At 65.5% G+C, this 12,473-nt stretch carries 12 protein-coding genes; 5 read left to right on the top strand and 7 right to left on the bottom strand.

The genetic code is table 11. From position 1 onward, the window contains the following. Nucleotides 1-17: 17 nt before the first annotated feature. The 3 genes from QF050_RS07075 to QF050_RS07065 form a co-directional block, all read right to left on the bottom strand. The gene (locus QF050_RS07075) at nt 18-1,835 is read right to left on the bottom strand and encodes a S8 family serine peptidase (protein ID WP_308929803.1); all 1,818 of its coding nucleotides are present in this window, start codon (nt 1,833-1,835) and stop codon (nt 18-20) included. Between the two features lie 179 nt (nt 1,836-2,014). Then, entirely contained in the window at nt 2,015-2,893 is an 879-nt protein-coding gene (locus tag QF050_RS07070; protein WP_308929802.1) for an NAD(P)-dependent oxidoreductase, read from the bottom strand. A gap of 41 nt (nt 2,894-2,934) precedes the next feature. Beyond that, nucleotides 2,935-3,528: an adenylate kinase gene (locus tag QF050_RS07065; RefSeq protein ID WP_308929801.1), complete on the bottom strand. Its 594-nt coding sequence runs from the start codon at nt 3,526-3,528 to the stop codon at nt 2,935-2,937. Between the two features lie 288 nt (nt 3,529-3,816). Between QF050_RS07065 and QF050_RS07060 the strand changes: the two genes are divergently transcribed. After that, nucleotides 3,817-4,560, top strand: coding sequence for a GAF and ANTAR domain-containing protein (locus QF050_RS07060; protein ID WP_308929800.1), 744 nt, complete (start codon nt 3,817-3,819; stop codon nt 4,558-4,560). A 68-nt stretch (nt 4,561-4,628) separates the two neighbouring features. Then, the gene (locus QF050_RS07055; RefSeq protein ID WP_308929799.1) at nt 4,629-5,036 is read left to right on the top strand and encodes a response regulator; all 408 of its coding nucleotides are present in this window, start codon (nt 4,629-4,631) and stop codon (nt 5,034-5,036) included. Nucleotides 5,037-5,087: 51 nt separating this feature from the next. Here QF050_RS07055 and QF050_RS07050 read toward each other — a convergent pair whose 3' ends face one another. Continuing rightward, on the bottom strand, nt 5,088-5,924 hold the full coding sequence (locus QF050_RS07050; protein ID WP_308929798.1) for an alpha/beta hydrolase: 837 nt from the start codon (nt 5,922-5,924) through the stop codon (nt 5,088-5,090). Nucleotides 5,925-6,080: 156 nt separating this feature from the next. On the opposite strand from QF050_RS07050, the gene QF050_RS07045 reads away from it, so the two are divergent. Further along, nucleotides 6,081-6,458 (top strand): metalloregulator ArsR/SmtB family transcription factor, encoded by a 378-nt coding sequence (locus QF050_RS07045; RefSeq protein ID WP_308929797.1) that lies wholly within the window; start codon nt 6,081-6,083, stop codon nt 6,456-6,458. Next, nucleotides 6,455-7,510, top strand: coding sequence for a cation diffusion facilitator family transporter (locus tag QF050_RS07040; protein WP_308929796.1), 1,056 nt, complete (start codon nt 6,455-6,457; stop codon nt 7,508-7,510). The genes QF050_RS07045 and QF050_RS07040 overlap by 4 nt, the downstream gene beginning before the upstream one ends. Before the next feature lie 87 nt (nt 7,511-7,597). Here the strand turns inward: QF050_RS07040 and QF050_RS07035 are convergent, their stop codons facing one another. From QF050_RS07035 to QF050_RS07025, 3 genes are all read right to left on the bottom strand, one after another. Continuing rightward, nucleotides 7,598-8,767 carry an acyl-CoA desaturase gene (locus tag QF050_RS07035; RefSeq protein ID WP_308929795.1) on the bottom strand — a complete coding sequence of 390 codons (1,170 nt, stop codon included), beginning with the start codon at nt 8,765-8,767 and terminating at the stop codon, nt 7,598-7,600. A 13-nt stretch (nt 8,768-8,780) separates the two neighbouring features. Next, a complete protein-coding gene (locus QF050_RS07030) occupies nt 8,781-9,878 on the bottom strand; it encodes a ferredoxin reductase (RefSeq protein ID WP_308929794.1) in 1,098 nt (365 codons plus the stop codon). Nucleotides 9,879-10,022: 144 nt separating this feature from the next. Further along, nucleotides 10,023-11,051 carry an LLM class flavin-dependent oxidoreductase gene (locus QF050_RS07025; protein WP_308929793.1) on the bottom strand — a complete coding sequence of 343 codons (1,029 nt, stop codon included), beginning with the start codon at nt 11,049-11,051 and terminating at the stop codon, nt 10,023-10,025. 210 nt (nt 11,052-11,261) lie between these two features. Between QF050_RS07025 and lhgO the strand changes: the two genes are divergently transcribed. Beyond that, on the top strand, nt 11,262-12,464 hold the full coding sequence (gene lhgO / locus QF050_RS07020) for an L-2-hydroxyglutarate oxidase (RefSeq protein ID WP_308929792.1): 1,203 nt from the start codon (nt 11,262-11,264) through the stop codon (nt 12,462-12,464). The last annotated feature ends 9 nt before the right edge of the window (nt 12,465-12,473 follow it).

Raw genomic sequence — 12,473 nt, 5'->3', positions numbered from 1 at the left:
AACAATCGCGGTGGCCGCTAGAACGAGCCGGTGGTGAACTGCCAGCTCCCATTTGAGAGCGGATTGCCGGCGAGGTCCCTGATGGCGGCGCCCCCGCCGATCAGCGTCACGGTATAGCGGGTCTTTGCCGCCAGGGCGCCCTGGGGGTCGAGGATCCACTGGTTGGTGGTGCCGTTGCGGTAGACCGATGCTGCCACTACCGCCCCCGTGGACGCGTTCTTCAGGGTGAAGGTTGCTGTTCCGACGCCTTGGACCGCCTCGCTGAAGGTGGCACTGATGTTGCTGCTCCTGCGCACCAGGAGGGCATTGCTGCCGGGGCTGATGCTGGTGACGGTGGGCGCGGGGCCGGTGGTGAAGGTCCAACTCGTGGTAGCCAGCGGTGTACCGGCAGCGTCCCGGATGGCAGCGGGTCCACCCACCAGGGTGGCGGTGTAGGTGGCATCGGCGGCCAAGTTCACTGCAGGGTCAAGGGTGGCAGTCCTGGTGGAGTCGTTGTAGGTGACGGTGGCGGTGATACTGCCGCCGGCCGCGTTCGTGAGCATGAACGTCCCTGCGGACACACCCTGCACGCTGGCGCTGAAGGTGGCCGTCACGTTGGTGCCAGCCGCGGCTGCCGTTGCCTTGGCGGCCGGCGAAACGGAGGTGACGGTCGGTGCAGGTGCAGGTGCAGGTGCAGGTGCAGCCGCACCCGTATAAAGCAGGCGGTCGGGGGTCCCAGTGCCGGCCCCGGCGACCACGCCGGGAGTGGCATTGGATACGAGTGCTGCGGCCACATCGGCAGGCGCCAGGGCCGGGTTCTGCGAGAGCAGCACGGCCGCGGCCCCGGCGGTGTGCGGGGCAGCCATGGAGGTCCCTGACATGGATGCCGTGGCTGTGGTGGAGGTGTAGTAGTCGGAGGTGATGCCTACCCCGGGAGCGTACAGGTCCACGCAGGATCCGAAGTTGGAGAACGATGCCTGCTTGTCGGCGGAGTCGCTTGCAGCCACCGTGACGGCGCCGGGCACGCGGGCGGGAGACGCAGTGCAGGCATCCGTGGCGGAGTTTCCGGCGGCCACCACTGTGGTGACGCCGTCGTTCAGGACTGCCTGGATGGCGTTGTCCACTGCCGTGCTCGCGGCTCCGCCGAGACTGAGATTGGCCACTGCGGGTGTTCCAGCGGCGTGGTTGGCAGCGATCCAGTCCAGGCCCGCCACTACATCGGAGTTGTAGCCGGACCCGCTGCAATCAAGCACCCTGACCGGCACCAGGGTGGCGCTCTTGGCGACCCCGTAGGTTGAACCGGCCAGGGTTCCGGCTACGTGGGTGCCGTGACCGTTGCAGTCTGTGGTGCCGTTGCCGTCCGACACCGCAGTCCACCCGGCGGCCACCCGGCCGCCGAAGTCGGTGTGGGAGGCCAGGATGCCGGTGTCCACGACGTAAGCCGTCACACCGGCGCCGGCCGCGGTCCACGAGTACGAACCGGAGAGTGGAAGGGACCTTTGGTCGGCCCTGTCAAGGCCCCAGGGGGCGGGTTGCTCGGTGCCGGAAATCCGGACAGGGGAGTCTGCCTCCACCGACAGCACCTTGCCGGACTTGGCGAGGGCCGCCGCTTGGGCCGGGTTGGCGGTGACAACCGCGCCGCGGATTGCGTGGTCAAACGTACGGCCGACGGCGACACCTTGGGCCCGCAGGCCGGAAACCTCCGCAGCAACGTCCGCGGCGGGGGCGTACTGGACAATGTAGCGGCCGGTTGCGTTGGTGGGTGCGCCGGCGGTGACGGAGGAAGCAGCGGCAACGGGCAGGGACGCCGTGGACAGGACGACGGCGGAGAGCAGCGCTGTGATGACGGGAAGCACGAGGGATCGGATACGAATTTCGGGGTCCTTGTGGTGGCGGGGGCCCACTCCCGTTCAGGGACTCCGCCCCGGAACCGGCAATGGTTGCGTGTACCAAAAGGATAGGAGCCGGAAGCTCACGGCTCCCGGCTCCTTGGATGATCCTTCGCCAACCTTTGGCGATTCCTGCGAACCGGTGATTATTCCTGGCTTTCTCCTGCGCCGGAACCGGCCGCCGCGTGGTTCCGCCAGCTGTGTTCGGGCTCGAAGCCGAGCAGGCGCCGGGCCTTGTCAATGGACAGCATGGTTTCGTGCTCGCCCAGTTCCTTGGTGACCTTGACGCCGGGGAAGACCTCCGCGGCCAGGCTGTTGCTTGAGCGGCTCATGACGGTATCGGCGTTGGCGATGATGAAGGCTTCGAAACCGGGCTTCGCGTTCTCCAAGGCCCGCGCCACTGCCTGCGCGCCGTCCCTGCCGTCGATGTAGCCCCAAAGGTTCCACTTGCGCAGCGTCGCGTCGTCGTCGAAAGAGGGGAACCGCGCGTAGTCGGACTCGTCCATGACGTTCGAGAACCGCAGCCCGGTGATGCTCAGTTCCGGGTCCCAGCGGGTCAGTTCCACCGCCATCCGCTCCTCAAGGGTCTTCACCAGGGAATAGGTGCTTTCCGGCCGCGGAGGATATTCCTCGTCCACCGGAATGTAAGGCGGGTCAATGTCGAATGGCAGCCCCAGTACTGTCTCGCTGGAGGCGTACACCACCTTCTTGATGCCGGCCCGTCGCGCCGCCTGGAAGACGTTGTAGGTGGAGAGCATGTTGTTCTCGAACGTCGCGGCGTCCGGAAGGATGCCCGGGGCGGGAATGGCACCGAGGTGCACCACGGCGTCGAACCCGTCATGGCGGTCATCCACTCCCAGCAGCGCATCCACCACCTGGCCATAGTCGCGCAGGTCCACCACGAGCAAGCCAGGACTCCGGGTCCCGGCACGGTCCAGGTTGAGGACCTCGTGGCCGTCGTCGGTGAGCCGGCGCACCACGTGCCGGCCAAGTTTTCCGCTTCCGCCGGTAACGGCAATTCTCATCAGTTTTTCCTTCTGCTCGAGTTCACCATGCGTTGTTTCGGTCAGGATGGCCGCCTGGGTGCTGCCAGGAATTGTTCGACGGCGGCTATCGCCAGCGCGGTAATTTCCTCCGGATCTCCGCTGCCGTTGACGGATAGCAGGATTCCCCGGCCCGCGTACACCGAGACTACTTCATGTGTCTGGCGGCGGTAGAGGTCCAACCGGCGCCGGAAGACGTCAATGGTGTCGTCGGTGCGCCCTTGTTCCACCGCCCGCCGGTGCATCCGCTCTTCCAGTTCAGCATCGGGAGCCTGCAATTCGATGACGGCGTCCAGCCCGTGTCCCTGCGCAGCGAGCATACCGTCCAGTTCCATTGCCTGCGGCGCGGTGCGGGGGTAACCGTCCAGCAGGAAACCGTGCCTGACGTCGCCATCAAGGAGGCGGTCCTTCACGAGTGCATTGGTGAGGTGGTCCGGAACGAAATGGCCACCGTCGAGGTATTCGGCAGCCTGGTTCCCCAGCTCTGTCTTCCGGCTGACGTTGCTCCGGAAGATATCTCCCGTCGATACGGCCGGGATCCCGAAGTGGCGGGCCAGGTGTTCAGCCTGGGTTCCCTTGCCGGAGCCCGGTGGACCGATGATAAGAAGCCTGGTCATGTTCCTGTCCTTCCCCGGCGGGCAGCTTTGGGTTGGCGCCGCATCCGGTGGCCGGCTCCCGCTTCATTGTGCCGGTTACCCCTGCATGGCGCCAGCACCCGGCTGTGACGGCCCGGCGGACATGACGTTTCGCCTTCCTTGCGGATGTATATACTCTGGTTATCGGTTTAGCAGCGGGCCGTTGGAAAGTTCTTCGATCCAGCGACCATCACCGGCTCCCCGCCCAAGTTGCGGGGCGTTTGTGTGTTGCCGGTTCGTTTTGACCTGAGCGAATGGCACCAAGAAACAGTGGCCAGCGAGTCAACAGCTAAACCCGATACATCCATAACTGAGTACCTGCACGAAATTGTCCTTGACAGCTCTGACGTCGAGGACTTCCTCAACGAACTGGCGCAGGTCTCAGCACGCAACCTGTCTGAACCCGGTGATGAGATGCTGTGCGCCGTCACCCTGCTCAGGCAGCGGAAGGGCACCACGGTAGCCAGCAGCAGCCACGAGGCACGGTCCATTGGACGGCTGGAACACCGGTTCACCGAGACACCGGGCATGACGGCAGCAACCACCCAGGAAACTGTCCATATTCCGGATCTCACCTCTGGCGGCCGCTGGCCGGACTATTCCTCGGCCTTGTTGGCAGAGGGAATCCGCTCCGTTGCGGCGCTCCCGTTCCGGCTGGAGGGCGACACCAAGGCAGCCCTGTTGCTGTACTCCGGCCGCGCGCACCGCTTCGAGGGCCGCATCCTGGAATTCGCCGAGGATTTCGTCAGCCAGACCTCATTGGCCCTGCGCCTTGCGATCCGCTTTGCGCATTTCAGCGAAACGGCCGCGAACCTCCGCGCCACCCTGGAAACCCGGACCGTCATTGATATGGCGGTGGGGATCATCATGGCCCAAAATCGGTGCAGCCAGCAGGACGCCTTCGACATCCTTAAGACGGCGTCAAGCACCCGCAATTCGAAACTGCATGATGTGGCCGCTGCCGTGGTCCACTCCCTGGGCCAGGGTCCCGCGCGGACACATTACGACGGATAAGGCCAAGGCCCGATAAACCCGCCACAGCCCCGGTAGACTGTTGCCAACTTTTTCGCCGGGGGGCTTGGATGGAACAGCAGCGCACCTGCCTTGTCGTTGAAGATAACGACGATATCCGCGGACTGATCTCGGTAGTCCTTTCGCGTGCGGGCTTCGTCGTGAAAGCCGTAGGCACGGGAGCGGAGGCCATCGCCGCCGCGGCCGATCCCGCCATCGTCCTGGTCACCCTGGACCTTGGCCTTCCGGACATGGACGGGCACGTGGTTGCCCGCGCCATCCGTGCCAGGACCTCTGCCCCGCTGCTTTTCCTGACGGCCCGTTCGGAGAGCGATGACGTGTTGGCCGGCATGGCGTCCGGGGCCGCCGCCTACCTCACCAAGCCTTTCCACCCCCCGGAACTCAAGGCACTTGCCGAGCAGCTGTGCCCCGTACCCGTGGTACAGGAGCCCCGCATCACTGGCCCGTCCCTCCGCTGACAAGATAAGCAAAGGGCGACGACGGGAGTCCCGCCGCCGCCCAAGGATGCCCTACCTGGAGAGGAACCCGAGCAACGCTTCGTTGACCTCTGCGGCGTGCGTCCAGAGCAGGCCGTGCGGCGCGCCTTCGATTTCGACGTATTCCGCGCTGGGCAGCGCCTTGGCGAACAGCCGGCCGGTCGAGTCGATGGGCAGGATATTGTCGGCGGTGCCGTGGACGATCAGGGCGGGAACATCGATCTTGGGGATGTCCTGCCGGAAGTCCGTCAGCCATGTCGGCTGGGCGGCAACGGACGCTGTGGCCCCGGCACCGGCGGCAAGGTTCCAGCTGGCGTTGACGGCATCCTGGCTGAGGCGCGGAGTGCCCAGGAAGGTGTCCGAGTTATAGAAATTCTTGAAGAACTCAGTGAAGAAGGAATACCGGTCAGCAGTGACCGCAGCTTTGAGGCCATCGAATACGTCCTGCGGAACGCCGCCTGGGTTGTCATCGGTCTTAAGCAGGAAGGGCTCCAGCGACCCGAGGAACGCGGCGCGGGCAACCCGCGCGGAGCCATAGGTACCAAGGTAGCGGCCCACCTCGCCGGTGCCCATGGAGAAGCCCACCAGCACCACGTTGTCCAGGTCCAGGGTGGTCAACAGGGTGTTGAGGTCCGCCGCGAAAGTGTCGTAATCGTACCCCTCGGCGGGTTTGCTGGACTTGCCGAAGCCGCGGCGGTCGTAGGTGATGACCCGGTAGCCGGCGGCGAGGAGCGCGGCAGTCTGCTTCTCCCAGGATGATCCGTCCAGGGGGTAGCCGTGGATCAGCACCACGGGCTGGCCCGAACCGTGATCCTCATAGTAGAGCTCGATATCAGTGCTGTTCTCAGTACCTACGGTGATGAAAGCCATCGGGGTAAATTCCTTTCGAGACTGACCGGAGCGGCCGGCGGCACGCCGTGCCCGTACCCTCCTACTTTAGGGGCCCGCCCTGGCCTGCACGCCGCCGGTCGCTAACGTGCAGGATGCCGATATGCGCGACAGCCGGCATTGTGACACTATATGCGCATGAATGCAGATAATAATGCTTGCTCGCTGGGAACGGACAGCCAGTACGTGGAGTTGGCCGTGGAGGTCTTCTCGATGCTGGCTGACGCCACGAGGGTGCGGATTATCCTGGCCCTTCGCGACGGCGAAATGGCAGTGGGTGCCCTGGCGGAAGCCGTAGGGAAATCCCCCGCAGCCGTGTCCCAGCACCTGGCCAAAATGCGGCTGGCCCGAATGGTGTCAACGCGGCAGGACGGCACGCGGGTTTTGTACCGGCTGGAGAACGAACACGCCCGGCAACTGGTGGCCGACGCCATCTTCCAGGCCGAACATGCGCTCGGCGGCGAGCCGGCGCACCACCGGGCACCTTCCCATCACGCACAGAGGAGCGCCTCATGACCGGGCCGCACCATGAATCAACCCATACGCACAATCACCATGATGACGGCCACGCCGGCCATCATCACGACCACGACCACGACCACGACCACGACCACGACCACGACCATCATCACCATTCCGGCTTCAAGGGCTGGCTTTTCGAGCTGTTCGTTCCGCATACCCATGACGCCGCCGATTCCATCGACGACGCCATGGAGGCCAGCACCGAGGGCATCCGGGCGCTGAAGATCAGCATGTTCGTCCTGCTGGCCACCACGGTGCTGCAGTTCCTGGTGGTCCTGTTCAGCAGTTCGGTGGCACTGCTCGCGGACACCATCCACAACTTCTCTGACGCCCTGACCGCCGTGCCACTGTGGATTGCCTTCATCCTGGGGCGCAGGGCGGCGACCCGCCGGTACACGTACGGGTATGGCAGGGCCGAGGACCTGGCCGGCCTGTTCATCGTGGCCGTGGTGGCCCTCTCCGCCATTGTGGCGGGCTGGCAGTCCGTGGACCGGCTCATCCATCCGCAGGCGCTGCAAAACCTGGGCTGGGTCATGGCGGCTGGCCTGATTGGTTTCGCCGGCAACGAGGCCGTGGCCATCTACCGCATCCGGGTGGGCCGCAGGATTGGTTCTGCGGCTCTGGTGGCGGATGGGGTGCACGCCAGGACGGACGGTTTCACCTCGCTCGCCGTGGTGATCGGCGCCATTGGCGTCATGCTTGGTTTCCCGCTGGCGGACCCGATCGTGGGATTGATCATTTCCGCCGCCATCATGGTGTTGCTCTGGGGGACGGTCCGCAGCATCGGGCGTCGGCTCATGGACGGCATCGAACCGGAACTGGTGGAGCGTGCCGAGGCCGCACTGCAGGACACACCCGGTGTCCTGGCGGTCCGGCAGCTGCAGCTGCGGTGGTCCGGCCACCGGCTGCAGGGCTCCGCGCGCGTGGAACTGGCCGATACCGGTTTGTCCCAGGCCGCGGAGATCCTTGACCGCGCCGAGCACCGGCTTCGGCATGCCCTGCCGAAGCTGGACCACATGCTCCTGGCGCCCGAAAGCCGGCGCTAAAGGGCCGGACAAAAAGGGCCCAAAGACAGGAAGTGACCCGGCCGGACAGCTCCAGCCGGGTCACTTCCTGCGTTGTGCTTGTGGTCCTTAGGCGCGGGCAGCCTTACCGGGCAGTGCCAGCTTGAAGACCTTCGCCCAGGACGAACCCACCTGCTTGAGCAGCGGACCGGTGGTGTACTTCAGGCCGTAGCGCTGGCAGATCTCGCGGACCCTGGGTGCCACCTCTGCGTACCGGTTGGAGGGCAGGTCCGGGAAGAGGTGGTGCTCGATCTGGTGGGACAGGTTTCCGGTCATGAGGTGCATGAATTTGGACCCGGAGATGTTCGCGGAGCCGATCATTTGGCGCACGTACCAGTCGCCCCGGGTTTCCCCTTCCACCATTTCTTCAGTGAAGGTGTCGGTGCCTTCAGGGAAGTGGCCGCAGAAGATGACGGCGTGGGCCCACACGTTGCGTACCGCATTGGCGGCAATGGCGCCGAACAGCGCCTGCTTTGCGGAGCCGGTGAGCATGGCCAGGGCAGGGGTGGCGGCGTAGTCCTTGGTGAACTGGGTGATCACCTTGCGGCCTAGAGCCTTCAGGTCCTTGAGCAGGGCCTCCTTGGACTTGGTGCCTTCCTTGTACTCGGTCAGCTCGAGGTCGTAGACGGCGATGCCCCACTCGAACACGGGAGCAAGGATCGCATTGAACAGCGGGTTGGCCAGGTTGATAGGCTTCCACGGCTGGTTCTCGTCCATCCGGAGGAGGTTGTATCCAACGTCGTTGTCCTTGCCCACTACGTTGGTCCAGCGGTGGTGGAGGTCGTTATGGGTGTGCTGCCAGGAGCGGGACGGGGTGACGAAGTCCCATTCCCAGGTGGTGGAGTGGATATCAGGGTCCCGCATCCAGTCCCACTGTCCGTGCAGGATGTTGTGGCCGAGCTCCATGTTTTCCAGGATTTTGGCCAGGCTCAGGAGGGTGGTGCCGGTAACCCAGGCAGCCTTGTTCTTGCTGACCAGCAGGGCGGCCCGGCCGGAGATTTCAAGCCCGCGCTGGATCTTGATCATGCGGCGGATGTAGGCGGCATCCTCCGCACCGCGCTTGCCCAGGATCTCGTCCCTGATGGCATCGAGCTCGCGGCCCAGCTCCGCCACCTGTTCGTCGCTGAGGTGCGCTGCGGCCGGGGGCCGGACAGTGGGGCTGCCGGATTCTGCGAGCTTGCCGGGGCGCGTTCTTGAGCTTCCCGTGGCCGTGGCCTTGGCGGGTGAGATTACAGACATACCGTGGTGCTCCTCAGATTTCGAGGTTGACGGGTCCGGCGGCTGCCGAGACACACGTTTGGATAAGTTCGCCGGGTTCGCCATGGACTTCACCGGTGCGGAGGTCGCGGACCTGGCCGGCCAGGAGCGGAGTGAGGCAGCTGTGGCAGATGCCCATTCGGCAACCGCTGGGCATCAGGACCCCGGCGTCCTCGCCGATATCCAGGATGGGGGTATCGCCGTCGGCCTGCACCTCCCGGTCGGAGGCCTCAAAGGTGACCAGGCCGCCGTCGTGCCCTACCCCGGCGTTGAAGGTGGTGTTGAAGCGTTCGATCATCAGGTTGCCCGGGTCTCCGGCGACGGCGACGTCGGTGCCGGGCGCGCGGGTGGTCAGCGCTGCCCGCTTCCAGAGGGCTTCGGCATCGTCCAGGAAGCTGTCCGGGCCGCAGGCGTAGGCTGCGCGCTCCTTCCAGTCGGGGCAGATCTCGTCCAGTTCCTTGGTGCTGGAGAAGTCCATCCGGCCCTGCTCGCCGGTGTACCAGTGCGCCAGCCGGAAGTTGGGGAACTGGTCCGCCAGCTCCGCCAGCTCCTCGCGGAAGAGGCTGTCACCCGGCGTGCGGGCGGAGTGCACCAGCACGACGTCGGCATCCGGACGACGCGGCACCAGCGTACGGATCATGGACATCACCGGAGTGATGCCACTGCCCGCGGTGACCATCAGGAGGGGGCGGGGATGTTCCGGGAGCACGAAGTCACCCTGCGGCGGGGCCAGGAACAGGACGTCGCCGGGTTTGGTGGTGCGCACCAAGGTGCCGGAGACAGCCCCGACATCCGTGACAGTGATGGCAGGGTCCTTGCCGGCCGGGGCACTCAGTGAGTAGGAGCGCCAATGGCGCACGCCATCGAGTTCGACGCCGATGCGGGCCCACTGGCCGGCGAGGTGGGACTTCCAGCCTCGACCGGGGCGGAAGAAGATCGTGGCCGATTGGGCCGTCTCCTGGACGACCCGGGTGACCACGCCGCGCAACTGCCGGGCTGAGTAGACAGGGTTGAATAAGGCCAGGATGTCCTCTGGCGCCAAGGGTGTGGTCAGCACTGAGGCCGCCTGGGCCAGCTGACGTAGCCGGATCATACGGTTAAGCCTAAGGCGGTGCGAGCCATATTTCTCTCTCTCCGTCATATGACCGTTCCGCAGTCACACAGTAGTAGGGGCGCGAAGCCCCCACCACGCACTTACAAGCCTAACGGTTGGGTGTCACAAAAGGTTCCCCCGGCATCAGCGGCGGCTCCATCCCAGGGCAGGAGCAACGTGTTCCACGATGTTGCCAAGGAGCTTGGCGTTGTACTCAACGCCGAGTTGATTGGGAACTGTCAGCAGGAGCGTGTCCGCCGTCTGCACCGCCGTGTCGGCTGCGAGCTGCTCGGCCAGCCGATCCGGCGCACCCACATAGCTCTTGCCGAACCTGGCTGTGAGGCCGTCGATCACGCCCACCTGGTCGCGGCCGTCCCGGAGGGCGCTGCCGGCGAAGTAGTAGTTGTCCTCTTCATCCACGATGGGAAGCACGCTGCGGCTGACCGAAACCCGCGGGGTGCGCGCATGTCCTGCCGCGGCCCATGCCTCCTTGTACAGCTGGATCTGCTCGGACTGGAGTTCATGGAACGGAACGCCGGTGTCCTCGGTGAGCAGGGTGGAGCTCATCAGGTTCATGCCGAGTTCCGCCGCCCACACCGCGGTCTTCCTGCTGCCGGCGCCCCACCAGATCCGGTCCGCCAAACCCGGGGACTGGGGCTGGACGGGCAGGAGGCCGCTGGCGCCGCCGGCGTACCGGGGGTCTGCCTGGGCAACGCCCGCACCGGTAATGGCCTGGCGGAAGGCGGCCGTATGGCGCCGGGCCATGTCCGCGTCGGTCTCCCCGGACTGCGGCCGGTATCCGAAAGCCGACGCGCCGTCCCGGGCAGGTTCGGGTGAGCCGCGGCTGATGCCCAGCTGCAGCCTGCCGCCGCTGATCAGGTCTGCGGCAGCCGCCTCCTCCGCCATGTAGAGGGGATTCTCGTAGCGCATGTCGATGACGCCCGTGCCGATTTCCAGGCGGCTGGTGCGCGCGGCAATGGCTGAAAGTAGAGGGAAGGGCGAGGCCTGCTGGCGCGCGAAATGGTGGACGCGGAAGAATGCGCCGTCAACTCCGAGTTCTTCGGCAGCTACCGCAAGTTCGATCCCCTGGAGCAGCGCGTCGGCGGCCGTCCTGGTGCGGGAACCCTGGCCGGGGCCCCAGTGGCCGAAGGAAAGAAATCCAATGCGCTCCATACCTGCCCCAACTGTCCGGCCACCCTCCGCATTCCCGGCTGGCATGATGGCTGCGTGGATATTCTGGAAGAAACCGTCAGTGTCTTCAAGACCATTGTGCTGTTCAGCGGAGTGTTCGTGGCCGGCTCCCTGGCCTGGGGCATGGCGGAGCGGGGGGGGTAAACAGCGCACCGGTGGCTAGACTCTAGCCACAACGAAAGGCGGAGACCCGTGGAACGGACGGACTACTGCATCATTGGCGGCGGAATTGTGGGCCTTGCCACTGCTTACCAGCTCCTGCGGAAAGAGCCCGACGCCTCATTGGTCCTGCTGGAGGCCGCCCCCACGCTGGCTTCGCACCAGACCGGGCACAACAGCGGCGTCATCCACTCCGGGATCTACTACGCCCCGGACAGTCTCAAGGCCGAATTCAGCAAGGCCGGAGCCCGCCAGACCAAGGAATTCTGCCGGGACCACGGCATCAGCTACGCCGAGCCGGGCAAACTGCTGGTTGCCACCACAGCCGTGGAACTGGAGCGGCTGGACCGCCTGGAGGAACGAGCCGCCATCCACAGCCTGGGCTGCGAGCGCATCGACGAGGCGGAGCTCAATCGGCGCGAACCCAACGTTTCCGGGCTGGGCGCCCTGTTCATCCCCAGCACCGGCATCGTCGACTACCAGCAGGTGGCGCACAAGCTGGCAGAACTCATAACGGCCGCCGGCGGAAGCGTCCTCACCGGAGCCCGGGTCACCTCCATCGTGGAACACTCCGGGCATGTGGAGGTTGGCACGGATCATGACGCCTACGCCTGCCGCCGGATGATCGCTTGCGCCGGGCTGCAGTCGGACCGGCTCGCCGAACTGGCCGGAATGAACATCGATGTCCAGATCATTCCCTTCCGCGGCGAGTATTTTGAGTTGCCCGAAACAAAATCGCGCTACGTCAAACACCTCATCTACCCGGTACCTGACCCTGAATTGCCTTTCCTGGGCGTGCACCTCACTCCCACCATCAACGGCAGCATCACCGTCGGACCCAACGCGGTGCTGGGCCTGGCCCGGGAGGGCTACCCCAAGTTCTCGGTGAACCCGAAGGACGTGGCACGCTACCTGCGCTTTCCGGGGTTGTGGCACGTGGCGAGGTCCAATGCCGCCACAGCCGTTCGGGAGGTCCGGAACTCCCTGTTCAAGGGAAGCTACCTTCGGGAATGCCGGAAATACGCACCCGGCCTGGCCAAAGAGGACCTGCTGCCCCGCGAGGCAGGCATCAGGGCGCAGGCCGTGCGCCGGGACGGCACGCTCCTCCATGATTTCCTGCTGGCCGGGACCGACCGGATGATCCACGTATTGAACGCTCCGTCCCCCGCAGCCACCGCCGCCTTGCCCATCGGTGAGCACTTGGCCGGCAAGGCGGCGCTCCGCCGGGCGGCCTGACCGGTCATC

It is taken from the genome of Arthrobacter sp. SLBN-112, assembly GCF_030944625.1.
GTDB lineage: Bacteria > Actinomycetota > Actinomycetes > Actinomycetales > Micrococcaceae > Arthrobacter.
The sequence above is the reverse complement of the archived record's forward strand: the minus strand, read 5'-3'. Positions and strand labels throughout refer to the sequence as shown.